This window comes from Paenibacillus sp. 01T431, from assembly GCF_056398625.1.
Genome location: NZ_JBFTPT010000004.1, coordinates 247,920 through 273,691 on the forward strand (window position 1 = coordinate 247,920; position 25,772 = coordinate 273,691).

Consider the following 25,772-nt stretch of genomic DNA (forward strand, 5'->3'; position numbering starts at 1 on the left):
GAAACGGGTGGTTAGCAATGGCGAATAGAAAGAGAGCACCATTCTTGTATTTGATCATTGTTGTCGCAGCAGTTATGGTTATAGCTGGCTGCGGCAAGGATGGTTCAGGAAGGGATAGTGCTTCAGCTTCAGCCAAGTTGATGAACTGGGACAAGATGCCTGATATGCAGATTGATCTCGACAAGTCGTACTTAGCAAAGTTTAAAACGACTAAAGGCGATTTTACAGTCAAGCTGTTTACGGAAGACGCGCCGGTAACGGTGAACAATTTTGTTTTTCTCGCGCGAGAAGGCTTTTATGATGGATTAACTTTTCACCGTATTATTGAGTCTTTCATGATTCAAGGCGGAGATCCAAAAGGAAATGGATATGGTACTCCAGGTTATTCAATTCCAGATGAACTAAGTTCGGAAATGAAATACGAAGAAGGAATTGTCGCGATGGCAAACGCAAGCAAGCCTAATTCGGGTGGCAGCCAATTTTTTATTTGCACGGGACCTGATGCTGCAAATTTAAACCGCGAGCCTAATTATACGATTTTCGGCAAGGTGGAGAGTGGCATGGATGTTGTAAAAGCCATTTCGAAGACGCCTTTGAAAAACAACTTGCCAACTGAAAATATCGTCATTGATTCGATTGAAATCGTTGAGCAATAAGAGGAATACCGCCTTTCGGGGCGGTATTCTTTTTATTTTATCGCAAAGAGCTTGGTTTATTTTGGCTGTCGGCTGGAGATGGACGTTAAGTTATGGTAATCTTTTTTTATAGGTAAATTTCAATTGTCGTTGGTCGCAAAATGTTCGTTGTGTTAACAAAGCCAAGAAGAGCTGTGCAGGTTGCTTGCGAGCTTTTCCCAAATGAACGGAAGGGTACGTTCCGTATGAAGAGAAAATTTTCAGACCGAGCTAACTGGCGGCGTATCTTGCGTAAGAGCTATACGTGCCTAGCGCTGGACGGTGAAGAGTTCAAAGGTCTCGTGACGTTTTACCGGATTCATGAATTGCGTGAGCCGTTATGGAAGGAATATAACGGACGTAGATTATGTTTGGCAGATCGCGGATACTTGTGGATGCAGCATTTTCCAAGAGGCGAGCATTTTGTCGTCACGACGATGTTTGATGACAAGGGACGTGTCGTGCAATGGTATATCGATGTTTGCAAAACACAAGGCTTAACCGATCAGCAAGTGCCTTGGTTCGATGATTTATATTTGGACGTGGTTGTGCTGCCAAGCGGCGAGGTATTTCTCATGGACGAGGATGAGCTGGAGGATGCCTTAAGGCAAGGTGATGTTAATGGCAAGGATGTTGCACTTGCACGCAAAACAGCAGGGAAATTATTATCGAGCATACGAAACGGACGGTTCCGGTATTTTACGCTGAGCCTTAAGCATCGCAAGAGCTTGCTTGCAAAAACCGGGGAATTAAGCGAATCATGAGGAAGGCAACCGTCTCAAGGAGCAGCCCGCGCAGAAGATCGAAGAAAAAGCGACCGTGGCTGCTCTTGTTTCGTGTTGTTGCCTGGTTAATATGTGCAGGCGTGTTCTGGTGTGGATATTTACTGTGGTTAATTAACGGTTTCGATACGAATAAGCCGCTTGTTCCATCGGATGCAGGCATCGTTCTTGGTGCTGCTTTGTGGAATGATGTGCCAAGTCCAGCACTGAAGGAACGGCTTGACCTTGCTTGGCAATTATACAAGGCGGGTACGGTAGACAAGCTTATTTTGACAGGTGGATTGGATGGCAACGGTTCAAAGAAAACAGAAGCCGAGGGTATGAGGGACTATCTCATAACAAAAGGTATTTCAGCTGACAAGCTGTTGCTAGAAAATAAGGCGACCAGCACGTACGAAAATCTTGAATTCAGCAAGAAGATCGCAGAGCAGCAAGGCCTGTCAACACTAATTGTCATCACCCATGATTATCATGCTGCAAGATCAATGGAGATAGCAAAAAAGCTTGATTTTGTTCAGTTTCAAGTCGCTGGTATAAAATCAAAGGTGCTAAATCCTGTCTATAATGAGTCGCGTGAAGTACTAGCTTTTACAAAGTGGAAGCTCGACTCTCTATTGCTTAGTCTCGGATTTCATTCTTCCGATTCGAAGCTGTAAATCTGCTAATATGCTGCTGCAAAGTAGAATAAACTTGTAGTGCGGTTAGCCGCTACAGCTTTCGAAGCAAAGGATAGGTGATGCCACAGATGAGTGGACACGTCAAATCGGGATCCGGCAATGGCACTGCAAGGCCTTCCCGTCAAATCAATGTGGTCCTAAGAACGCAAGAAACATTTCAGACTGGGGCCTCTGCTCCTGCTTTAGAGACAGAACCGCTGCCTGCAGTGAAGCCGCTGCCGGGCGTCGATCATTATGCTGACATTCAGAAAGAGCTTGAACCGATGATTGGCATGGACAACGTGAAATCTCTTGTGTACGAAATATATGCGTTGCTTTATATTAGCCGAATGCGTTCTGAAGCAGGATTATTTGGCGGCTCTCATGTGTATCATATGATTTTTAAAGGCAATCCAGGGACAGGAAAAACAACAATCGCCCGCATCGTCGCGAAGCTGTTTCAAAAGATGGGTGTACTTACGAAAGGACATTTGATTGAGGTGGAGCGAGCTGATCTTGTTGGCGAATATATTGGACATACCGCTCAGAAGACGCGAGACCTCGTTCGAAAAGCAATCGGCGGAGTGTTGTTTGTTGATGAAGCGTACAGTCTAGCTCGGGGCGGGGAAAAAGATTTTGGCAAGGAAGCAATCGATACGCTTGTAAAAGCAATGGAGGATCACAAAAATCATTTTGTGCTCATACTCGCGGGTTATCCTGCCGAAATCGACGATTTTTTGCTCACAAATCCAGGCTTGCCGTCACGTTTTCCGATCCAAATTGAGTTTCCAGATTATTCGGTTGATCAACTGATTCAGATTAGTGAGCTCATGGCTAAGGACCGTGATTATATATTGCAGCCTCAGACCATATTTAAACTAAGACAGCATTTAATGCAGGAAAAGCTAAACACCATGTTCTCGTTCAGCAATGCCAGGTATGTTCGAAATGTGATAGAGAAAGCGATCAGGTTTCAAGCTGTTCGTTTGCTTACGCAGTATGCCAGTTCCGTTCCCGCAAAGCAGGAATTAATGACGATTAGACCAGATGATTTAAAGTGGGACACGAAACCAATATGATTGCGTAGTTTAGAAGGAGTATGAGATGAGCGAGATAACATTCGATACGAATACGAACATGATTGAAAAAGCGATACTGATTAGCTTAGTTACGTCAAAAGACAAGCGGAAAGGCGGAGACCCTGAGCTGTCGCTACAGGAGCTTGTACAGCTGACGGAAACAGCAGGGGTTGAAGTGCTGACGACCATTACGCAAAACAAAGAAACCGTCGATTCCAAATGGTTTATCGGCAAAGGAAAAGTACAAGAGGTTAAGGCTCTAGCTGATGAACTGGGCGCTACAACGGCTATATTTGATCAAGAGTTGTCCGGCGCTCAGGTTCGCAATTTGGAAGAATCACTGGATTTGAAAATCGTTGACCGCACCCAGCTGATTTTGGATATTTTCGCAGGTCGTGCCAAAACGCGCGAAGGTATTATTCAGGTTGAGCTGGCGCAGCTCAGCTATCTTTTACCACGTCTATCTGGACAAAGCAAAAACTTGTCACGGCTTGGCGGAGGCATTGGTACCCGCGGCCCAGGTGAAACGAAACTCGAGACGGATCGCCGTCATATTCGTGATCGGATTTTTGACCTGAAGACGGTGCTTGACGAGGTTGTCCGCCACCGTAAATTGCATCGCGAGCGTCGCAAAAAATCCGGCGCCATTCAAGTAGCTCTTGTTGGCTATACGAATGCCGGGAAATCGACGCTGCTTCGCGAGCTTACTCATGCAGATGTGTATGTAGAAAATCAATTGTTCGCAACGCTTGATCCCACCTCAAGAACACTTGAGCTGCCAAATGGCCGAGAAATTATACTGACAGATACGGTAGGTTTTATTCAAAACTTGCCGACAGATCTTGTAGCAGCATTTCGGGCAACTCTAGAAGAGGTATGCGAGGCTGATCTAGTGCTTCATGTCATCGACAGCAGCTCTCCAATGCGGGATGAGCAAATTGCAGTCGTTAACAAAATATTAGGTGAGCTAGGCGCTGCGGATAAACCCTATATTATGGTCTACAATAAGAAGGATATGTGTGTAAATAACGGTTCATTAGCAGATTTGCCGATTACTAGCGGCGACAATCTTGTCATTAGCGCGTACGATGCTGGGGATCTCGAGCTGTTAAAGCAAACCGTGCAAGATAAGCTCAGCGGAGACGTAGTAGTCTTTAACGTGCCAGCAGAGCGTGGAGATTTGATCGCACTTGCTTATCGAAGCGGCGAGGTCATCAATCAAGAAGTGAATGAAGAAAGCTTACGACTTACCGTTCATGTGAGTAAGCAGGAATACGAGCAGCACGGTCATCGTTTGAAACAATATATTGAGTAGGGTTTGCTTACGAAGTAGTTTTGCTGCGCAAAACTTAGGCTTATGCTTACGAAGTAGTTTTGCTGCGCAAAACTTTAAGGAGAAGATATCATAATGAACAGGCAACATGTAAACCAAAGACTATGGGAGCACCTAGAGCAGCTAGCAGAGCAGTCCGAGGTGCTTGCCTCAGAAGTTTTTCGCAGCATTGACAAGATAGCTGAGCGGAATCAGTGGAAGGTCATAGAAGCGTTTCAACATCACAAAGTAAGCGATTTTCATTTTACCGGTTCAACGGGATATGGCTATAATGATCGCGGACGTGAAATACTTGATCTTGTTTACGCAGAGGTAATGGGAGCGGAAGCGGCTATTGTTAGGCCGCATTTCGTTTCTGGAACACATACAATCAGCTGTGCCTTATTCGGAGTGCTGCGCCCTGGGGATGAGCTCCTGTACGTTACGGGAAGACCTTACGATACGCTGCATAAAGTTATCGGCAAGCCTGGAGACGGCATGGGTTCCTTGCAGGATTGGGGCGTGAAATATTCCGAGGTAGCGCTCCTTGAGGATGGTGGATTGGACTGGGCTCAAATTGAGCAAGCGATCTCGGAAAAAACGAAGGTCATCGGTATCCAGCGCTCGCGTGGTTACGATTGGAGAGCTTCATTTACCGTTTCGGAGATTGAAACTATCGTAAATAGGGTAAAAGCAATAAAGCCGGACCTGATTGTTTTTGTGGACAATTGTTATGGTGAATTTACAGAGCTGCTCGAGCCTACTCAAGTTGGAGTAGATTTGATGGCAGGCTCGCTTATCAAAAACCCAGGCGGGGGCTTAGCTGAAACGGGGGGCTATATTGCCGGGAAAGCTTTTGCCGTCGAAGCTGCTGCTTACCGCTTGACTGCTCCGGGCATCGGCGGCGAGGTAGGCGCAATGTTAGGCACGCTTCGCTCCATGTTCCAAGGTTTATTTTTAGCCCCTCATTTGGTCGGACAAGCGATCAAAGGAAGTGTGCTTGCTGCTGCTTTATTTGAAGAGCTTGGGTTCGAAACAAAACCGAGATGGAATGAGCCGCGTACAGATCTCATCCAAGCGGTTCGTTTTGGACAAGCTGATCATTTAATCGCTTTTGTTCAAGGGATACAGCAGGCAGCTGCTGTTGATTCGCATGTGGTTCCCGAGCCTTGGGACATGCCTGGATATGAGAATGCTGTCATTATGGCGGCAGGAACGTTCATTCAAGGAGGCAGTTTAGAGCTATCAGCTGATGCTCCAATACGCGAACCTTACATTGCATATATGCAGGGTGGACTGACGTATGCTCACGCTAAATATGGTGTTTTAACCGCATTATATCGCCTTGTAGACAGTGGTTTAATTGTGATTAAACCTTACATAACTTGACACATTTGCGTTGTAACGGTTAGAATGAACATATAAAAGAGCGACTGGAAGGTTGATGCGACATGGCTGATGATATTCGCAGAAATATGGCCTTATTTCCCATCGGCATCGTTATGAAGCTGACGGATTTAACAGCCCGCCAAATCCGTTATTACGAGCAGCATGAACTAATCGTTCCTGCAAGAACAGCAGGCAATCAGCGGTTATTTTCATTTAATGACGTAGAACGGCTTTTGGAAATTAAATCGTTAATTGAGAAGGGCGTTAATATCGCCGGCATTAAGCAAGTAATGAATCCTGTATCCAAGGAATCTGATGATGCGACAATTGTCAGTGAGCAATCGGAAGTGAAGCGCCGTGAGCTATCCGATCAGCAGCTTCACCGACTGCTTAAACAGCAATTGCTGGAGAAGAGACCTGGACAAGCTTCGCTAATTCAAGGACAATTGACTCGTTTCTTAAATAAGCGCTAATTTAACATGATAACTATTGCTTCGCAAACTAAGGAGATGATTCTGTGAGTTACACTAAAGACGATATTAGACGTATAGCACAGGAACAAAATGTTCGATTTATTCGTTTGCAATTTACGGATTTGCTCGGAACAATTAAAAATGTTGAAATTCCTGTAAGCCAGCTTGAAAAAGCGTTGGATAACAAAATGATGTTCGATGGTTCTTCTATCGAAGGTTATGTACGTATTGAAGAATCAGATATGTACCTGTATCCTGATCTTGATACATGGGTTGTATTCCCATGGGTAACACAAGATCGTGTTGCTCGCTTGATCTGTGATATTTACATGCCAGACGGAACGCCATTCGCTGGAGATCCGCGCGGTATTTTGAAACGTGCACTGAAGGAAGCAGAAGATCTAGGATACACAGCAATGAACGTTGGTCCAGAACCGGAATTTTTCTTGTTCAAAACCGATGAGCGCGGCGAACCTACGACTGAGCTTAATGACCAAGGCGGTTACTTCGACTTAGCACCTATGGATATGGGTGAAAACTGTCGCCGTGAAATCGTTTTGACACTTGAAGAAATGGGCTTCGAGATCGAAGCATCCCATCATGAAGTGGCACCAGGCCAGCATGAGATCGACTTTAAATATGCCGATGCGATTAAAGCGGCTGACCAAATTCAAACATTTAAGCTAGTCGTAAAAACAGTTGCTCGTGAGCATGGCTTGCATGCATCATTTATGCCTAAACCGTTGTTTGGTGTGAATGGTTCGGGTATGCACTGTCACCAATCGTTGTTTAAAGGCGATACGAACGTGTTTTACGATGAGAAGGACAAGCTTGGCCTAAGTGCTGCTGCTCGTCACTACATGGCAGGAATCCTGCTTCATGCGCGTGCAATGGCTGCCATTACGAATCCAACAATTAACTCCTATAAACGTCTTGTGCCTGGTTATGAAGCGCCTTGTTATGTAGCATGGTCTGCAAGCAACCGCTCGCCAATGATCCGTATTCCTGCTTCGCGCGGTCTTAGCACACGTGTAGAAGTACGGAATCCAGATCCAGCTGCTAACCCGTATTTGGCACTTGCTGTAATGCTCAGAGCTGGTCTTGACGGCATTCAAAACAAGCTGCCTTTACCAGCACCAACAGATCGGAACATCTACATCATGACAGAGGAAGAGCGTCAGGATGCAGGCATCCCGAGCTTGCCGCTAGATTTGAAAGAAGCACTGGACGAAATGCTCAGAAGCGACATCATCTGCGATGCGCTGGGTGATCATGCTCTTGCTCATTTCTACGAGCTTAAAGAAATTGAGTGGGATATGTACCGCACACAAGTTCACCAATGGGAACGCGATCAGTATTTGACGCTTTACTAAAGTTCAAAAACCTCAACGCTGCTGGCGTTGAGGTTTTTTTGCGTTCAGTTATACAGCTGAAATTAAGCATAATGAAGTGAAGGCACAGACATATGTCGATAAGTAACCTATATTATCGCTCAGCAACGTCTAAGATGCGCTGAGTTTGATTTTAAAGATTATCAGAGACATATTAAGCAGTGGACTCAAAACGCGCCTAAAGAAAAGTATACAGGTCTAAGAGCTACGGTCTAGTGCTTATATGTCGATGATATATATGCGTCATTAGTAAAATAAACTTTTATAGGATCAGTCAAACACATGGATAATGTGTTTGTGGCTGGTCTTTTTTAGGTTGACTAGAGCCAGTACCACATAGAGTTAGTACTATTCGGGTGGTTATATTGTTGTTATATTCATAACAGTTAATCAACCCAAGCTAATAAACGAAATCGTGACATATATCTTAAACTCAAAAATGACCTAACTATAACCTGGATAATCAAAGATAAATGAGGTGAGCAGCATGACAGAAACTAGAATAGATGAAGAAACCAATGGCAGTATTTATGTGTTGCTTACGGACACGGGCACATGGTTTACTCGAATGATCAAATTATTTACTGGTGCACCCTATAATCACGCTTCACTTGCACTGGATATAAATCTGAAGAATATATACAGCTTTGGGCGTAAACGTGCAAACAACCCGCTAATCGCTGGATTTGTCAAAGAAAACGTCTATACTGGAACGTTTCGATATTTCCCTAATACGCGCTGTGTTCTTCTAAAGATTGCTTTATCAGAAAAACAACATGCCGCATTGCTTCAATACATTCGTGAGTTTGAAAAAAATAAAGAAAATTACCGATACAATTTAATCGGATTGTTAGGTGTACTGCTTGAGCTTAATATCGAGCCAACAGATTCATATTTCTGCTCCCAGTTTGTTGCTGAAGCCATGCGGAGCAGTGGTATAAACTTGTGGGAACGACCATCCGCGCAAGTTACACCTCATGATTTTCTAAAACATGAGCAAATGCAAATCGTATATGAAGGATTACTTTATGATTATCCGAAACTTGACCGCAAGAAGCTAATACGAATTTCTAGTTTAAGAACAACAGCAGTACTGCTAAGAAAACGTGTAATTTAAAATCTTTCCATTTAAATAACAAAGTAATGGTTGTAAGGAGTATGAAAAGCAAAAAGAAGATCCATCAAATGGATCTTCTTTTGTTAATATGAAGAATGGCTCAAATACGAATTAATATCCGAAGCCAAAGCCGCCGCAACTGCAAGCAATGATCACCAGTAGAATGAATAATACTAAGATGATTCCTAAGCTTGAGAAAGCTCCACCCACGTAACCGGACATTTTTCAATGCACCTCCTTACGAGTTGAATACACAGTATGTTATGCTTTGGAAATACATAGTGATTGGGTGTTTGTCATTAGCTAATTAAATCATACAGACCTGGAATTATTAAGTTAAAGAAGCAGGTTTGTATAACCAGCTTGCTTAGGGAGTGGTTATACTGAATGTTGTACTGAAATTAGCTCGTATAGAAGAAAAAATAACAATGACTCATTTGCTTCAGCTTTATATGTACGACTTTACAGAGTATACGGATGCTGCTGTAAATTCATCAGGCTTATATTCACAATTGCCCGATTGGGAAAATTATTGGCATGAATCTAATGATTATTTTCCTTACATCATGACTGTGAATAATGAGATTGCTGGCTTTGCATTAATTAAAAAAGTAAGTGAATTTGACAGATACTATAATTTACTTGCACATTTTTTTATTATGCGAAAATATAGAAGATCCGGTTTTGGTAAACAAGCAGCAAAGCTAGTTATACAAAAGCATAGCGGAGAGTGGGAGCTGTATCAGCTTGAACGTAATGTTCCCGCACAACAATTTTGGATCCCTGTCATTGGAGAGCTCACAAATCAGAATTTTGTCGAAAGGCATGAGAATGGTAGACGTTACCAAACCTTTAAGCAAGAAAGTTAATGTAATAATCAAAGAAAAGGCTGAATCAACGATGTTGATTCAGCCTTTTCTTTATGTACATATAAGTTGGTATTAATGAATATCACGGAAAAGTCCAATGACTTTACCTAGTATCGTTACATTTTGAAGTAAAATAGGCTGCATAGTGGAGTTTTCCGGTTGTAAGCGAATATGATTTTTCTCTTTGTAAAATGTTTTGACTGTTGCTTCGTCGTCCTCAGTCATTGCAACTACGATCTCACCATTGTTTGCCGTTTGCTGCTGACGAACGATAACATAATCCCCGTCATGAATACCTGCTTCAATCATACTCTCGCCCATGACATTCAATATAAAAACACTGCTGTCACCAACAAAATGGGAAGGAAGCGGGAAATATTCTTCAATATTTTCTGTAGCAGTAATCGGCACACCAGCGGTAACTTTACCAACAATAGGTACTCTAGCTACGGAAAGCGGGATAATGCCATCAGAGCCTTCTTGATCCAAAATTTCAATAGCACGCGGTTTAGTAGGGTCTCGGCGTATTAAACCTTTTTTCTCTAGACGGTCCAAATGACCGTGAACGGTTGAACTGGACAACAATCCAACAGCTTCGCCGATTTCTCGAACGGAGGGTGGATAGCCTTTCTCCCGAACTTCATTCTTAATAAATTCAAGAATTGAATGTTGTCGGTTAGAAATCTTCGACACTGCAATCACTCCATTAGTAGGTTTGCAAAAAATTATAACATAGAACTCGAGTTCGTACAAACATAAGTTCTTAAGTACAGAGGTTCGTATTTTTTCGTTGACACCAAACGTTTGTTCGTGTAATCTAAAAACAGAACAAACGTTTGGGGTGTTGATAAATGATAACCAGTCCAAGTTTTTATAGAACCATTCATAAACAAGATACGAACAAAGCAACAAAGGTCAACCGCTTGATTAGGCATTTCATAAAGCGTCATACTGTTAAGCTCGTCGTTTGCACTGCTGTGTTTTTCTTATTGTTTACGAGCTTCCTACTTATGGGGACATACGCTTCGAGTAATACTCCCGAAGCCGCTTCCGCGGAAGAACAAATTATTAGGGTGCAATCAGGCGATACACTCTGGAATATTGCAAAACAAGTTTCAGATGGCAGCCATGATATCAGATATATCGTATATTTGATTAAAGATCGGAATGATCTGCAATCAACAGTTATAAAGCCAGGACAGAAGTTAATTATTCCTAGCATTTAGCTTGATTTTCCATTACAATTCAATAGTTCATACAAAAAATTACTTTCTATTTAAAGTAGATGCAGGCCAATCTACTTCTTTAGAAAGTTTTTTTATGTTTACTGCAGGGTTAACGCTTGGTTTAGCCGTCTATTAAAGGGGACTGAAAGGAGATGCTATTTTGTTACGAGTTGAAGAGTTATCCCACTCATTTATGAATGGGCATGAAACGACCGCTGTACTGCAGAAAATAAGCTTTCACGTACATAAGGGAGAAATGATTGCATTGTTAGGGAGCTCCGGTTCCGGTAAATCTACTTTACTGAACTTAATGGCTGGCTTAATGAAGCCTACAGAAGGCCAAATCTTTATTGCGGACCATAATATTGTAACGATGAATGAAAACCGCTTGGCAGAGTTTAGACGGAAGCATATCGGATTTATTTTTCAAGCGTATGAGTTGATAGCCAACTTGACGGTTAGGGAAAATGTGGAGCTTCCGCTTGTATTTCAATCAATGCATCCTTCAATACGGAAGAAAAAAGCTCTTTCGTTATTAGAGCAGGTAGGAATTCCTGATAAAGCGGAATTATTCCCATCGCAGCTCTCGGGAGGACAACAACAGCGTGTCAGTATTGCAAGATCATTGATAACAGAGCCATCGGTTATTTTTGCGGACGAGCCTACCGGTAATTTGGATACCAAAACAGAGGAAGAAATTATTATGATTTTGAAGCAGTTGAATAAAACGATGGATACTACCTTTATTATCGTAACCCATGAACGTGAGGTAGCAGCACAAACAGAAAAAATTATCACGCTGCGAGATGGTTATCTCGTAACGGATCAGGAAGCCGCACGAGAAAGTATGCTTGCGGGGGGAATTCAAATTGAGAATTAGTGATATTACAAGATTATCATGGGATCAGGTAAGGCGTAGAAAGGTTGTAACGGCATTATGCGCTGCGGGTATTTCTATTGGATGTGCAGCAATTATAATCGCACTCAGTATCGGAGAATCTGCTCAAGTTTACATTGAGAAACAAATGAATAGTTACTTGAAGATGGATGAAATAACGGTAACAGCCAGTACAGGAGCATACGCCGGCGGCGGAGCATCCACAGCTGATGAAGATTCTTTGCAGAAAGGCAAGTTAACCAAGCAAAAGCTTGACATCATGAGACAAATCGAACATGTCAAAGCGGCATCACCTTATCAACAGCTCAACTATATGGAGACGATGACGTTGGATGGGCTTACTTCACAAATTCAAACCGAAATTATAGGTACAGATATTGAGATGCTTTCCGCTTTTGGAAATGACATCAATCAAGGAGAAGCAACGAATGTATTAGGTACCATCGTTCTTAACTATGGAGCGACAATGGGATTTATTGATGAAGAGTCGAAACGAAAAATTCGAGAGCAAATCGATGCCAATCCCTATGATGAAACGGTTTATCAGCAAATTGAGAAGTTAAATCGTGTACCAGGGGCCTTATATCAGAAGCAAATACAGCTTCGTTCCTATTCACCTGATGGCCAAGGCGTGTTGAGCGGACCCCTCCGGGTAATAGGTGTGCTCAAGAAGCCAGCTGGAGTCAGTGATGAGCAGTCGATGTATGACAAAAAAGGTTATGTCTCATTAGAGACAGCGGAGCTTCTAAAGAAAGAACTGAAGCTAGGGAATGATGAGCAGGAAGCTTATAACTCTATTATTGTAAAAGTAGATAACCAAGCAAAGATTGAACAAGTAGAGAAGCAGCTGCAGAAACTAGTCGTTACGACGCGAACTAATCTTCAGCAGAAGGAACAGCTCGCTAATGAATTTAAAATCATTAAAGCTGCGGCACTTGGTATTGGTGTGTTTATTCTGATCATAGCTTCGATATCAATCGTAGTAGCGATGACGATGTCTACCTACCAGAGACGTAGACAAATTGGGATAATGAAGGTGCTTGGTGCGAATTTGGCTCAAATCCGCAACATGTTCATCATCGAGGCAGCGCTGCTTGGATTGCTTGGTGGATTGTTAGGTGTACTTTTCTCCTATTGGATTGTATGGGGTATAAATGCCCTCATATATAACTTATCCGGCGAGACGGACTCAGTCATTATTTTCATTCCATTTATAACGATTCCAATAGGCATGGCTTTTGCGCTTGCTACAGGTATACTATCGGGAATTTATCCAGCAATAAGCGCTTCACGTACGGATGCTTTAACAGCGATTAGGCGCGATTAATTTATGGTTGAAGAAGGAGCTTACATATGAAAAGAAAAATAAAGTGGGGAATAATCGGTATTATTATTATTGGGATAAGTTTTGGACTATACAAGATAGGCAATCCTCCAAGGCAAACAGAATTCGTTTCTGATTCTCAGGCAATTACATTCCAAGTGACGAACGAAACGATAGCCAATACGGTTGAAGTAAAGGGAAAATCATTGTATGAGCAGGAAACACTCATTTATGCACCTTATGGCTCCGAGGTTAAACAGTGGGCGGTAGAAGACGGGCAGCAGGTGAAAAAGGGTGATATATTGTTTAACCTGGATCAGACGGCCGTGCAAAACGATATTTTGCAAATGGAGGCAGTACTGCGAAAGGGCAAGCTTGAGGCTGAGTTAAACGATTACCTCAATCAATTGAATGACGAATCAGCGGCGATGGAGTCGACGGAAGAAGCACGAAAAAAAGTGCTCGTTGAAAGAGAAATCGCACGTTTATCGAAGGATGTTAATGAAGTAACAGCTAGCATTCAAGCCAAGGAGCTGCAGCAAAAGAAAAAAATGCTTAATGAATCCAGCTTTCGTTCACCAGCAACGGGAATCTTTTTATTCGATAATCCTAACAAACGGCCACAGGCATTGACCGTTAATGAGTATGTCGGCAAAGTCGTTGACTTGAATAAATTGCAATTTATCGCTTTAGTTGGCGAACAGGATGTGTTTCGAATTAAAGCGGGCATGCCGGTCAAGGTGAAGATGAATGCGATGAAAGAGCTGAATCTTTCAGGCAAAGTGCTTAAAGTTTCTAAATTTGCAAAAACGGGAACGGATCAAAATAATTTAAATCAAGCCGCACAATTTGAAGTCGTAATCGTGCTTGAGCCTAACGAGTATTTGATTGCCGGCCTTAGTCTCAGCGGTGCTATTGAAACTGAACGTAAAGAAAATGCAATTTCAGTGCCATCGATTGCGATTATTCGCGAGAAAGATAAACATTTCGTGATGCTCGATACAGGCAATGGTCAATATGAGCGTAAGGAAATAAAGATTGGCCTCGAAACGCCAGAACAAACAGAAGTGCTTGAAGGATTGAAGCCAGGCGATCAAGTTGTTTTGCAATAACGAATGCTGCAGTCTGTCTTTACTTTATTCGAGATGAGCTCTGTTGCCTTGACAACTGATTGGTGGAAATGTAAAAGTAGAGAGTAGAGTTTTTTTCATCATGAGAGGAGTAGAGCAAGTAATGGAATTCGATAAAATTATAGAACGTATTAACGAGCTGGCTCGTAAAAATAAATCGGAAGGTTTATCCGATGAGGAAACGGTTGAGAGAGAAGAGCTTCGCAAGCAGTACTTGAATGTTTTCAAAAGCAATTTCCGTCAACAGCTTGATCAGATCGAAATCGTTGATGACAAAGATAATGTTAAGCACTAATGAATGTACTGTGTAATCATTTAATATCCAAGATGGGGTGATTAGATGAATTTCAAACTATTAGGCAAAAGTGGACTAGCTGTTTCTGAGCTTTGTTTAGGCACCATGACATTCGGCAATACGACAAGTGAGGAAGATTCGATCGAGATGATCGATCGTTTTGTTGATCGTGGAGGCAATTTTCTCGATACGGCCGACGTTTATGTAAGCGGTCGTTCCGAGGAAATCGTCGGCAAAGCGATCAAAAACAAACGATCTGATATCGTTCTTGCTACAAAAGTGCGTATGACAACATCCAGCAATATTAACGGTGTAGGCTTATCCCGCAAACATATTATGGACGGTGTAGAAGCTAGTCTTAAGCGGCTTCAGACTGATTATATCGATCTGTATCAAGTGCATGTATGGGATCATGCGACTCCGATAGAGGAAACGCTGCGCACACTGGATGACCTCGTTACTTCCGGTAAAGTTCGTTACATAGGATGTTCCAATTTTTTTGCTTGGCAGCTGATGAAATCACTAGCGTATAGCGATGCTAGCAGATATGTGCGTTTTGTATCGATTCAGCCTCAATACAGCTTAGTGAGCAGACAGATGGATCGTGAAATGCTGTCGCTTTGTTTAGAAGAGAAAGTCGGAATTATTCCTTGGGCTCCGATTGGCGGCGGTTTTCTAACGGGACGCTATACAAGGGAAGAGCCAAAGGAAGGGCGTCTAACTTCCAAAGTAGGCGAGAGCGCGTGGACTCTGCGGTCTAATGATAAAAACTTTGAAATTCTCGACGCATTGCTGGAAGCAGCGAAAGAGCTGGATAAATCACCATCACAGGTAGCTTTAAGATGGCTCATTCAGCGAGAAGGCATTACTTCACCGATTTTTGGTGCCAGCAAGCTGGAGCAATTTGAAGATAATATTGGCGCCATCGGCTGGGAAATGCCAAGCGAGGTTTGGAACCGTTTGGAGCAGATAAGTGCGCTTCCGGAAGATTACCCTAATCGTTTTATAGAAAAGTTTCGCAGACCGTTTGAATAAGGTATTTAATTAGGAGGAGAATTTGTTTGTCACGTTCCTGGGAGCGCAAAGTGCGCAAAAATATGGATGTCGTAAATAAGCAGCGCAAGAAGCAAGGAAATGGTCAAATCGTTTTTAATGCAGAGAAATCAGAAAAAATCGTTGGCCGCAATTTTATTGCGCCAATTCTTTTGATTTTGTTTATCGGCATGTACGTCATTTTGATGTCCAGCTCCTCTACATTTAAAATGGATACGATGTTTTGGATTACGGTAGGATGCTACATTTTGCTTGCGGCTTTGTTCTTTTTCCGCAGACCATATATCACGATCGGCAAAGACTACATTCAATCACGACGTCTTACGGGAGACAAGCGTATTCCAGCAGCATCAATCAAAGGCTTCAGCGTGCAAAAAGGTTATGTGGTCGTGGAGATGCAAAAAGGCGGAAACTGGGTGTTCTCTAAATTGACGAACCGTTTTCCAACCGATGAAATTGGCGATAAGCTGAAATTATTTGCAAATGCTAATGGAATTGCTTTTCAGCAAAAATAAATAGGCAGGAGAGTTCGAACAACGATGGCTAAACAAGCAGTATTATTTGATCTGGATGACACATTGCTGTGGGATGACCGCAGCGTTAAGGAAGCTTTTGAAGCTACATGCCAAGCGGCAGCAGCAGAATGCGGGGTTGATCCGAGCGAGCTTGAAGAATCCGTTCGCCGTGAGGCAAGAGCTCTCTACGAATCCTATGAAACGTTCTCGTTCACCAAGATGATCGGGATCAATCCTTTCGAAGGACTCTGGGCACCGTTTCTTGAAGGTGAACAGGAGGAATTCCGCAAGCTTGAGTCACTTGCTCCGGGTTATCGGAAAGCAGCTTGGACACAAGGCTTGAAAGCACTAGGCGTTGATAACGAGGAGCTAGGTGCGAAGCTGGCTGAGCAATTCCCGGCTGAGCGCCGCTTGCGTCCTATCGTATATGAAGAAACATTCCGCGTTCTAGATGCACTCAAAGGAAAATACAAGCTGCTTCTGCTGACGAACGGCTCGCCTGATTTGCAGCGTGAGAAGCTTGCTGGCGTACCGGAACTTGTGCCATACTTCGATCATATTATAATCTCGGGTGAATTTGGAGAAGGAAAGCCAGCAGCATCGATATTCAAGCATGCGCTTGAGCGTCTTGGCGTAGAGACGGATCATGGGATCATGGTTGGAGATAAGCTGACAACGGATATTCTTGGTGCAAATACGATTGGTATGACATCAGTTTGGATTAACCGTCACGGCGTTGTTCGCAATGACGAGATTGTACCATCACATGAAATTAAACATTTGGAAGAGCTTCTTCCTTTGCTTGAAGTTTAAACTTGCATCAAAAAAGCCCCTCGCGGACAGCTTGTGCTGCTGAAGAGGGGCTTGCATTATTTTTGATTTAATATTAGGCCTGATTAGCAGCGAACTTGTCGTCAGCAAACGGATGAGCGATCCAGCCCTCTGTTTCAATGAAGAGACGAACGGCAACGATTTGGCGATTATCCATTAGCGTGAAGAAATGCGGTTTGTATTCCGGTACGGAAATGACATCGCCAGCTTCAAGCTCAACGTCGAAATAACCAACATCATCAGTACCTTTTATAATAAAGATGCCGCGTCCTGCTGTAATCGCACGAACTTCATCTTCTGTATGCGTGTGTACATTTTCAAACTTTTTGAGCAGCTCGTCTAAGTTAGGCGTAGCATCGGACAATGCGATAATATCCCAAGTTTGATATCCGCGACGCTGTGCCAAATCTTTAATTTCTTCGTCATATGTCGCTAAAATTTGCTGCTTCTCTTCATCGGAGAGAACGAATTTTTGCTGTAAATCTTCTGCTAGCTTGCTTGGATTCCAATGCTCGTAAAGCACCTCTTGCTGTTCTAGAAATGCACGAACAGCCTCTTCCCCTTGAATCCGTTCTTCAGTATTGCGAATTCTAATTTGAGCCATGAACATTCCCTCTTTTCCTATAGAGATTAAATGATATAATGATTATAAAACAAATCAAATGGATTGTCGATGGATTACCTTTTCACCACACAGGTATTCTGATAAACTATGTGTTAATGATTTTTGGGAAGGGTGTAGTATTTTGTCAAAACCGACCATACAACAAATGCTTCAGGAGCGCATACTTATTTTGGACGGCGCAATGGGCACGATGATTCAACAAGCTGGATTAACTGAAGATGATTTTGGTGGAGCGGAGCTGGACGGTTGTAATGAAATACTCGTTCTGACACGTCCTGACGTTATACAGTCTATTCATGAGCAGTACCTAGAGGCTGGCGCAGATATTTTGGAAACCAATACATTTGGTGCGACAAGCGTTGTACTCGATGATTATGATATTCCTGAGAAAGCGAGAGAGATCAATCTAGCAGCTGCAAAATTAGCGCGTGATGCATGTGATAAGTACAGCACGCCAGACAAGCCGCGTTACGTTGCAGGCGCGCTTGGACCAACGACCAAAACTTTATCCGTAACCGGAGGGGTAACTTTCGATGAGCTCGTCGAGAGCTATTATGAGCAAGCGCTTGCTTTAATCGAAGCTGATGTGGATGCATTATTGCTTGAAACCTCACAGGATACGCTTAATGTAAAAGCAGGCAGCATCGGTATTCGCAACGCCTTTGATAAACTTGGCAAAGAGCTGCCGATTATGATTTCAGGTACGATTGAGCCGATGGGAACGACGCTCGCTGGTCAAACCATCGAATCGTTCTACATTTCGTTAGAGCATTTGAAGCCGATCTCCATCGGACTCAACTGTGCGACAGGCCCTGAGTTTATGCGGGATCACCTGCGGACACTGAGTGAAATCGCAAACGCTGCAATTAGCTGCTATCCAAATGCAGGCTTGCCGGATGAGAACGGGCATTATCACGAATCTCCAGAGTCGCTGGCTAAGAAGATGTCAGCATTCGCTGAACAGGGCTGGTTGAATATTGCCGGCGGCTGCTGCGGAACAACTCCTGACCATATACGAGTGATGGCTGAAACCATGGCGAAGTATGCTCCGCGCACGAAGATGGGCGAGCATCCAGATGCGGTTTCARGTATTGAGACGGTATTTATTGAACCGGAAAATCGCCCGATCATGATCGGGGAACGAACAAACATATCCGGTTCGCGGAAGTTCAAACGTCTGCTTAAGGAAGAGAAGTTTGATGAGGCTTCTGAAATTGCACGTGCACAGGTGAAGGGCGGCGCCCATGTCATCGACATCAACTTGCAGGATACCGATATTGATGAAGCTTATGCGGTTCATCAATTTTTGCCGCAAGTTGTAAAGAAAATAAAGGCACCGCTTATGCTGGATTCAACTTATGATCATATCATTGAGCTGGGTCTGAAATATTCGCAAGGTAAAGCGATTATTAACTCCATTAACTTGGAGGATGGTGAATCCAAGTTTGAGAAGATTTTGCCATTAATCCATCGTTATGGAGCAGCAGTTGTTATGATTCTAATCGATGAACGCGGCCAAGCGGTTACGCGTGAAGCGAAGATGGAAGTTGCGGAACGTTCCTACAATCTTCTGACTCAGAAATACAAGATGAATCCGGAAGATATTATTTTTGATCCAAATATGTTCCCAGTTGGTTCAGGTGATCCGCAATATATCGGTTCAGCTGTTGAGACACTGGAAGGAATTCGGATGATCAAGGAGAAGTTCCCACGTGCCAAAACGATCTTGGGTCTGAGCAACATTTCCTTCGGTTTGCCTGATGCGGGTAGGGAAGTACTCAACTCGGTGTACTTGTACCATGCGACAAAAGCAGGGCTAGATTATGCCATTGTTAATACAGAGAAGCTGGAGCGTTATGCTTCGATCCCTGATGAAGAGCGTCAACTGGCTGAAGAGCTAATTTACAACACGACGGACGAGTCGCTTGCTGCGTTCGTTGCCGCATTCCGTGACAAGAAGGTAGAGAAGAAAGAAAAGATTTCGAATCTATCGCTAGAGGAACGTTTAGGCTCCTACGTAGTCGAAGGAACAAAAGAGGGGCTTATCCCGGATCTGGATGAAGCGTTGAAGAAATATACGGCGATGGAAGTCATCAACGGGCCGCTAATGCGCGGGATGGAGGAAGTTGGCCGTTTGTTCAATGGCAATGAGCTCATCGTTGCAGAGGTGCTTCAAAGCGCTGAGGTGATGAAAGCTTCGGTAACTTACCTTGAATCATTTATGGAAAAAAATGAATCCTCCGTCAAAGGTAAAATTATTTTGGCGACCGTTAAAGGCGATGTTCATGACATCGGTAAAAACCTAGTCGAAATTATTTTATCAAACAACGGTTACAAAATTATAAATCTAGGCATTAAGGTGCCGCCTGAGCAATTAATTGAAGCTTATCGCAATGAGAAGGCCGATGCTATCGGTTTGTCTGGTTTGCTCGTCAAATCCGCACAGCAAATGGTTATTACGGCGCAGGATTTGCGTACAGCCGGCATTGATGCACCGATTCTTGTTGGCGGCGCGGCGCTGACACGGAAATTTACAAAAACGAGAATTGGCCCGGAATATGATGGACTCGTTCTTTACGCAAAGGATGCAATGGACGGTCTTGATATCGCCAACAAGCTGATGGACCCTGAGCATCGATCACGGCTTGAAGATGAAATGGCCGCTTTTAAAGCGTCTGGCGGAGTATACGAAGAAGAGAAGAAACCTTTGCCGCAATTGACGCGGGCTGTTCGTTCCAAAATTTCACCGGATGCGCCTGTATTTACGCCGCCGGATTTGGATCGGCATATTCTGCGTGATGTACCGCTTCCTCATGTCATACCTTATGTCAACATGCAGATGCTGCTTGGTCATCACCTCGGACTAAAAGGCAATGTTGATCAATTATTGAAGGATGGCAATGAAAAAGCAGTGCAGCTTAAAGCAACCGTTGATGAAATATTGCAAAAAGGAACAACCGATGGCATTATAAAAACCCACGGTATGTACCGTTTCTTCCCAGCGCAGTCCTCAGGCAATGATATAATTATTTACAACCCAGTGGACCCGCGTCAGGAAATTAAGCGGTTTACGTTCCCTCGTCAACAGGTGGAGCCTTACCTATGCTTATCTGACTTCTTGAAATCAGTGGATAGCGGCGTTATGGATTATGTTGGTTTCCTAGTCGTAACCGCTGGACACGGCATTCGTGAAATTGCGAATGAATGGAAGGATAACGGCGATTATTTGCGCTCGCATGCACTTCAGTCCGTAGCTCTTGAGGTTGCAGAAGGAATGGCAGAGCGTGTCCACCATATTATGCGTGATATCTGTGGTTATCCAGATCCTGCGGAGATGACGATGAAGCAGCGTCATGGCGCTCGTTATCAAGGCATTCGTGTATCGTTCGGATACCCGGCATGTCCAAACCTTGAGGATCAGGAGCCATTGTTCGATTTGATGAGACCCCAAGATATTGGCGTCGAATTGACTGAAGGCTGCATGATGGAGCCAGAGGCATCCGTATCTGCAATGGTATTTGCTCATCCAGAAGCACAATATTTTAATGTTGAGAAACTATAGCGTATAATAACAAAGAGCCCTTGAGCGTTCGTAATGACGAGCTTAAGAGGGCTCTTCGTTTCAATTCCAGAAGTCGAAGCCGCAGGGCTAAGAGTGGGGTGGATAATAATATGAATATGTGGTTTTTGGGTACGGGCGCAGGAAGACCTTCGAAGTATCGCAATGTAACAGCCGTGGCGCTGCAGCTTCCTGAGCCAACGTGCAGTTTACTGTTATTCGATGCTGGAGAGGCAACGCAGCATCAGCTTATGAGAACATCGCTTAAACTGAATAAGATTGAATACATATTTATTACACATCTGCACGGTGATCACATTTATGGGCTGCCTGGCTTGCTCAGCAGTCGCTCTTTCGATGGCGGAATCACACCTGTACAGCTTTTTGGTCCTGTTGGGATTAGGAGCTATATTGAGACAACCTTTGCGATTAGTGCTACGCAGCTCGATTATGAGCTCATTATCCATGAATTAACGGGAAATGAAGGTGTTGTTTTTGACGATAATCGATTTAAGGTTGAGGTAGCGCCGCTTGAGCATCGAGTGACTTGCTTCGGCTATCGCGTAACTGAACAAGATCAGCCCGGCAAGCTGCTCGTCCACAAGCTGAAGGAGTACGGGATTGAAGCAGGTCCGCTTTACGGGGCGTTAAAAAGAGGGCAGTCGGTTACATCTCCCAGCGGATTGCTCATTCACACTGAGGATGTTACCGGCCCTACTTATATCGGGAGAGTAATTACAGTGCTCGGAGATACGAAGCCATGTGATAATGCTATAACCTTAGCGAAAGATGCTGATCTGCTCGTTCACGAAGCGACCTTCGCTGCGGGCATGGAAGAAAAAGCACATGAGTTTGGACATTGTACGACGGCGGAGGCGGCAGAAACAGCTGTTAAAGCAAACGCCAAGCGGCTGGTGATGACCCATTTTAGCGGACGCTATAGCAATGAGGCTCTTGCACAGCTTGAAGAAGAGGCTGGCGTACACTTCTCACCTGTCATAGCAGCAACAGATTTTCTACATATCGAAATAAAACGTGTGACTCAAATAGAATAAAAAAAAGCAAAAACGTGAGGATTTCCTCGCGTTTTTGCTTTATTTGTTATCTTTGCCAAAGTGAAACGATAGAAATACAGAAGCTAATACGATGATGACAACAATACCGAAAAAAATAAACATTTGGTAAGGGTTTGGAATAAAAGACGAGACAATCATCAGCAATCCGCCAATCAGATAAAATTTGGATGCTGCTCGATGTGTTTTGTTCCAAACATCTTCACTGCCAAGCGTATTAACGGTTTTTATTCCAATATAGCTGTTTGGTTGAAAATGCGGCATATACAAGCCTGCCACTGTGAAAATAATACCAATGATCGTGATGATGACTTTGGTGATATCAATAATGAGTCCGTAACCAGATGCAATGGTAACACCGTGAAGCACGAGCAAGCTGATCAAGACTACATTTTGAACCGTGTGAAGATTAGGCTTTTGGTTTTGGGAAGCATGTTTTTTTGGAAGGATGACAATTAGGATGACCATGAATGCTGGTAAAAGCAGCAAGGTAAATGCTTTATGCGCCAATCCATCGAATTCAATATTCATATCCCAGTAAATCGCCATTTGCTCGGGTAAATCGGGATAGGTTACGATGCTGGCAATTAAAGCAATGGCAACAATAATCCAAGAGAAGATACTTGCTTTCATTTCTCTACAATCCCTTCGGATTCGCTCTGTTGAAAGGAATTCATCCAGTCCATTAAGTCGTGGAAGACAGCTGTGTTAAGTGAATAATAAATATGCTGGCCTTGACGTTCATCGGATACAAGCTCTGCTTGCTTTAACAGGCTAAGATGATGAGAGATGCTGGGCTTAGTCATTTGAAAATGGTCGGCTATTTCTCCAGCAGTTAAGTCACGTTCTCGCAATAGTTCTAAAATTTTTCTGCGAGTAGGGTCAGATAGTGCCTTAAAGGCTAAATTGATTGACATGTAAGCTGTCCTTTCCAGCTGACTTTTGAAGTCGTTAGATATTTAAACAACCATCTAATTGTAATATAAATTTACTATATTGGTTTTTGTTTCGTGTGTCAATTTGATAGGTGCGATGTCAACAAGTTTATGGCAAGCAAACAGTTTTTCTTTGGCATTGTATATCCAGAACTAAATACTAGTAAAGGGAACAGATATTCGCTAATATATAGGGTATAGTGAGGTGCTAAGAAATGATAAAAAAGAAATCACTTTCAGAAATGATCCAAAATTTACGAGCCAATGAAAATATTATAAATTGGACTGAAATAGAGCCTCAAGAGGCAAAAACAAAACCTCTGCCAGAAAGTGTTGATCCAAGAATTAAATCGGCTTTCGCAAAAAGAGGAATAGAGCATTTATATACACACCAGCACTCAGCCTACGAAACGATACGTAAAGGTGAAAATATAGTCGCTGTAACTCCGACCGCTTCTGGAAAGACGCTTTGTTATAACCTTCCAGTGTTACAAGCGATAGCGGAAGACGACGGCAGTCGAGCTTTATATTTATTCCCAACGAAAGCTCTTGCACAAGATCAAAAAAGTGAATTAACTGAAATGATAAACGAAATGGGAATTGATATTAAAAGCTTTACCTATGACGGCGATACTTCGCCTGCTATTCGAACGATTGTAAGAAATGTAGGACATATCGTCATCACGAACCCCGATATGCTGCATTCCGCTATCCTTCCACATCATACAAAATGGGTAAGTTTATTTAGCAATCTTAAATATATCGTTATTGACGAGCTTCATACGTATAGAGGCGTATTCGGAAGTCATGTAGCAAATGTCATTCGAAGGCTCAAACGAATATGCAAGTTTTATGGTAGCGATCCACTGTTTATTTGTACATCTGCCACAATTGCTAACCCTAAGGAACTAGCAGAACAATTGACAGGGAATCCTATGCGATTAATTGATGATAACGGCGCACCAAGAGGACGGAAACATTTTGTTTTTTATAACCCGCCCATTGTAAATAAGCCGCTCAATATTCGAAAAAGTTCTACTGTAGAGGTTAATCAATTAGCGAAGGAATTTTTGACGAACAAAATACAGACGATTGTTTTTGCTCGCAGCCGGGTAAGAGTAGAAATTATTTTGAGCCATATTCAGGAATTGGTTAAAAATGAAATCGGCACAAAATCCATACGAGGCTACCGTGGCGGCTACTTGCCAAATCAAAGACGAGAAATTGAAAGAGGATTAAGGAACGGCGAAATATTAGGCGTGGTCAGCACAAATGCTTTAGAACTAGGTGTAGACATTGGACAGCTGCAGGTCTGTATTATGACAGGATATCCAGGGAGCGTTGCAAGTACATGGCAGCAAGCTGGACGAGCTGGAAGACGACATGGGGAAGCACTTGTACTAATGGTAGCTAGCAATACGCCTATTGACCAGTATATTGTGCAAAACCCCGAATATTTCTTTGATCGATCCCCGGAATCCGCTAGAATCAATCCGGAAAACTTACTCATACTAGTTGATCACGTTCGTTGTGCCGCCTATGAGCTGCCTTTTAAAAAGGGAGAACAATTCGGTTCAATAGAAATAGTAGACATATTGGAGTATCTGGTAGAAGAACGGGTGCTCACTCAAGCAGCTGATACGTTTTATTGGGCTAATCTGGCTTTCCCAGCTAGTGAGGTAAGTCTACGTTCTGCCGCACAGGAAAATGTAGTTATCATCGACCAGTCAGAAACTGCGAATGTGAAAATCATAGGGGAAATGGACCGTTTTAGCGCTATGACTCTTTTGCACGATGAAGCCATTTATTTACATGAAGGTGTACAATTCCAAGTAGAAAAGCTGGATTGGGAGCATAAGAAGGCTTATGTTCGAAAAGTCGATGTAGAGTATTATACTGACGCGAATCTGGCGGTAAAACTTAAAGTTTTAGCAGAGGATAGGATAGAGAGCAAGCGAACTTCATCTATTATATATGGAGATGTTGTAGTAAATTTTCTCGCAACACTTTTTAAGAAAATTCGATTGACGAGTTTTGAAAATATCGGATACGGCCAAGTAAATCTACCGGAAGATGAATTGCATACCAGCGCGACCTGGATAGAATTAAAAGAGGTAGACCCAGCGATTGAAACAAAAACGCTAGAACAGCTGCTTCTTGGAATAGCGAATGTGCTTAGGCATATTGTACCTATTCATGTAATGTGTGACCGAAATGATATTCATGTCGTTTCACAAATCAGGGCCGAGCATACGCAGCTTCCTACGATTTTCATATATGACCATTACCCTGGGGGCATTGGACTAGCAGAGGACGTATATAAACGGTTTGATGAAGTAAAAGAAGCTGCAATAAAATTAATCCGAAAATGTCCATGCGAAGATGGTTGTCCGTCTTGTATTGGCACTGAAATATATGGAATTCATGCAAAACAAACAAGCTTAGATCTGTTGAGGTCATTATGATTATGAAGGGTTATATTGGCAAGTACGAAATGCAGCTCGCTCATCGCGCTCCGCTAGGACCGATTCATGTGATTGGTGTGTCAAAGCAAACATGTTATCTT

The 25,772-nt window shown here is 43.1% G+C and carries 26 protein-coding genes; 21 read left to right on the top strand and 5 right to left on the bottom strand.

All coding sequences use genetic code 11. The annotated features are described in order from the left end of the window. Window positions 1–17: 17 nt before the first annotated feature. From AC1DM9_RS08850 to AC1DM9_RS08890, 9 genes are all read left to right on the top strand, one after another. Window positions 18–656, top strand: a complete 639-nt coding sequence (locus AC1DM9_RS08850) for a peptidylprolyl isomerase (protein ID WP_339202718.1) — start codon at window positions 18–20, stop codon at window positions 654–656. A 224-nt stretch (window positions 657–880) separates the two neighbouring features. Next, complete coding sequence (locus AC1DM9_RS08855) at window positions 881–1,438, top strand: ribonuclease FAU-1 family protein (protein ID WP_076265800.1); 558 nt, start codon at window positions 881–883, stop codon at window positions 1,436–1,438. After that, the gene (locus AC1DM9_RS08860) at window positions 1,435–2,112 is read left to right on the top strand and encodes a YdcF family protein (RefSeq protein WP_477579521.1); all 678 of its coding nucleotides are present in this window, start codon (window positions 1,435–1,437) and stop codon (window positions 2,110–2,112) included. The genes AC1DM9_RS08855 and AC1DM9_RS08860 overlap by 4 nt, the downstream gene beginning before the upstream one ends. Before the next feature lie 89 nt (window positions 2,113–2,201). Next, entirely contained in the window at window positions 2,202–3,191 is a 990-nt protein-coding gene (locus AC1DM9_RS08865) for an AAA family ATPase (RefSeq protein ID WP_339202714.1), read from the top strand. 25 nt (window positions 3,192–3,216) lie between these two features. Further along, window positions 3,217–4,506, top strand: a complete 1,290-nt coding sequence (gene hflX / locus AC1DM9_RS08870; protein WP_441963413.1) for a GTPase HflX — start codon at window positions 3,217–3,219, stop codon at window positions 4,504–4,506. 93 nt (window positions 4,507–4,599) lie between these two features. Then, window positions 4,600–5,892, top strand: coding sequence for a methionine gamma-lyase family protein (locus AC1DM9_RS08875; RefSeq protein WP_441882499.1), 1,293 nt, complete (start codon window positions 4,600–4,602; stop codon window positions 5,890–5,892). 62 nt (window positions 5,893–5,954) lie between these two features. Then, a complete protein-coding gene (locus AC1DM9_RS08880; protein ID WP_053376247.1) occupies window positions 5,955–6,365 on the top strand; it encodes a MerR family transcriptional regulator in 411 nt (136 codons plus the stop codon). Between the two features lie 44 nt (window positions 6,366–6,409). Beyond that, the gene (gene glnA / locus AC1DM9_RS08885) at window positions 6,410–7,738 is read left to right on the top strand and encodes a type I glutamate--ammonia ligase (protein ID WP_076265805.1); all 1,329 of its coding nucleotides are present in this window, start codon (window positions 6,410–6,412) and stop codon (window positions 7,736–7,738) included. A 505-nt stretch (window positions 7,739–8,243) separates the two neighbouring features. Beyond that, entirely contained in the window at window positions 8,244–8,873 is a 630-nt protein-coding gene (locus AC1DM9_RS08890; protein ID WP_441882495.1) for a hypothetical protein, read from the top strand. 111 nt (window positions 8,874–8,984) lie between these two features. Here the strand turns inward: AC1DM9_RS08890 and AC1DM9_RS08895 are convergent, their stop codons facing one another. Continuing rightward, on the bottom strand, window positions 8,985–9,095 hold the full coding sequence (locus AC1DM9_RS08895; RefSeq protein ID WP_083681511.1) for a sporulation protein YjcZ: 111 nt from the start codon (window positions 9,093–9,095) through the stop codon (window positions 8,985–8,987). Between the two features lie 152 nt (window positions 9,096–9,247). On the opposite strand from AC1DM9_RS08895, the gene AC1DM9_RS08900 reads away from it, so the two are divergent. Then, window positions 9,248–9,742 carry a GNAT family N-acetyltransferase gene (locus AC1DM9_RS08900; protein ID WP_477579524.1) on the top strand — a complete coding sequence of 165 codons (495 nt, stop codon included), beginning with the start codon at window positions 9,248–9,250 and terminating at the stop codon, window positions 9,740–9,742. 72 nt (window positions 9,743–9,814) lie between these two features. On the opposite strand, the gene lexA is transcribed toward AC1DM9_RS08900, so the two are convergent. Further along, window positions 9,815–10,435, bottom strand: a complete 621-nt coding sequence (gene lexA / locus AC1DM9_RS08905) for a transcriptional repressor LexA (protein ID WP_054024635.1) — start codon at window positions 10,433–10,435, stop codon at window positions 9,815–9,817. A gap of 158 nt (window positions 10,436–10,593) precedes the next feature. On the opposite strand from lexA, the gene yneA reads away from it, so the two are divergent. The 8 genes from yneA (at window position 10,594) to AC1DM9_RS08945 (ending at window position 16,996) form a co-directional block, all read left to right on the top strand. Beyond that, entirely contained in the window at window positions 10,594–10,968 is a 375-nt protein-coding gene (yneA, locus tag AC1DM9_RS08910; RefSeq protein WP_430058841.1) for a cell division suppressor protein YneA, read from the top strand. Between the two features lie 160 nt (window positions 10,969–11,128). Next, window positions 11,129–11,848: an ABC transporter ATP-binding protein gene (locus tag AC1DM9_RS08915; protein WP_475442493.1), complete on the top strand. Its 720-nt coding sequence runs from the start codon at window positions 11,129–11,131 to the stop codon at window positions 11,846–11,848. Further along, window positions 11,838–13,193 carry an ABC transporter permease gene (locus tag AC1DM9_RS08920; RefSeq protein WP_477579527.1) on the top strand — a complete coding sequence of 452 codons (1,356 nt, stop codon included), beginning with the start codon at window positions 11,838–11,840 and terminating at the stop codon, window positions 13,191–13,193. The genes AC1DM9_RS08915 and AC1DM9_RS08920 overlap by 11 nt, the downstream gene beginning before the upstream one ends. Before the next feature lie 26 nt (window positions 13,194–13,219). Continuing rightward, complete coding sequence (locus tag AC1DM9_RS08925) at window positions 13,220–14,302, top strand: efflux RND transporter periplasmic adaptor subunit (protein ID WP_477579529.1); 1,083 nt, start codon at window positions 13,220–13,222, stop codon at window positions 14,300–14,302. A gap of 121 nt (window positions 14,303–14,423) precedes the next feature. Next, complete coding sequence (locus tag AC1DM9_RS08930) at window positions 14,424–14,615, top strand: DUF896 domain-containing protein (protein ID WP_477579776.1); 192 nt, start codon at window positions 14,424–14,426, stop codon at window positions 14,613–14,615. A 45-nt stretch (window positions 14,616–14,660) separates the two neighbouring features. Further along, entirely contained in the window at window positions 14,661–15,650 is a 990-nt protein-coding gene (locus tag AC1DM9_RS08935; protein WP_477579530.1) for an aldo/keto reductase, read from the top strand. A gap of 26 nt (window positions 15,651–15,676) precedes the next feature. After that, window positions 15,677–16,183 carry a hypothetical protein gene (locus AC1DM9_RS08940; protein WP_477579532.1) on the top strand — a complete coding sequence of 169 codons (507 nt, stop codon included), beginning with the start codon at window positions 15,677–15,679 and terminating at the stop codon, window positions 16,181–16,183. 24 nt (window positions 16,184–16,207) lie between these two features. Then, complete coding sequence (locus AC1DM9_RS08945) at window positions 16,208–16,996, top strand: HAD family hydrolase (RefSeq protein WP_430058852.1); 789 nt, start codon at window positions 16,208–16,210, stop codon at window positions 16,994–16,996. A 73-nt stretch (window positions 16,997–17,069) separates the two neighbouring features. Here the strand turns inward: AC1DM9_RS08945 and AC1DM9_RS08950 are convergent, their stop codons facing one another. Next, a complete protein-coding gene (locus AC1DM9_RS08950) occupies window positions 17,070–17,618 on the bottom strand; it encodes a 1,2-dihydroxy-3-keto-5-methylthiopentene dioxygenase (protein ID WP_441882478.1) in 549 nt (182 codons plus the stop codon). A gap of 166 nt (window positions 17,619–17,784) precedes the next feature. On the opposite strand from AC1DM9_RS08950, the gene metH reads away from it, so the two are divergent. After that, on the top strand, window positions 17,785–21,201 hold the full coding sequence (gene metH / locus AC1DM9_RS08955; RefSeq protein ID WP_477579778.1) for a methionine synthase: 3,417 nt from the start codon (window positions 17,785–17,787) through the stop codon (window positions 21,199–21,201). A gap of 110 nt (window positions 21,202–21,311) precedes the next feature. Then, window positions 21,312–22,253 (top strand): ribonuclease Z, encoded by a 942-nt coding sequence (rnz, locus tag AC1DM9_RS08960; protein WP_477579535.1) that lies wholly within the window; start codon window positions 21,312–21,314, stop codon window positions 22,251–22,253. Window positions 22,254–22,292: 39 nt separating this feature from the next. Here rnz and AC1DM9_RS08965 read toward each other — a convergent pair whose 3' ends face one another. Both AC1DM9_RS08965 and AC1DM9_RS08970 read right to left on the bottom strand, forming a co-directional pair. Next, a complete protein-coding gene (locus tag AC1DM9_RS08965; protein ID WP_441882474.1) occupies window positions 22,293–22,904 on the bottom strand; it encodes an SdpI family protein in 612 nt (203 codons plus the stop codon). Further along, window positions 22,901–23,188: an autorepressor SdpR family transcription factor gene (locus tag AC1DM9_RS08970; protein ID WP_339202685.1), complete on the bottom strand. Its 288-nt coding sequence runs from the start codon at window positions 23,186–23,188 to the stop codon at window positions 22,901–22,903. Before AC1DM9_RS08970 ends, AC1DM9_RS08965 begins: the two co-directional genes overlap by 4 nt. Window positions 23,189–23,424: 236 nt before the next feature. Here AC1DM9_RS08970 and AC1DM9_RS08975 point away from each other — a divergent pair, with 236 nt between their 5' ends. After that, on the top strand, window positions 23,425–25,671 hold the full coding sequence (locus AC1DM9_RS08975; protein ID WP_477579780.1) for a DEAD/DEAH box helicase: 2,247 nt from the start codon (window positions 23,425–23,427) through the stop codon (window positions 25,669–25,671). Window positions 25,672–25,772: the final 101 nt, after the last annotated feature.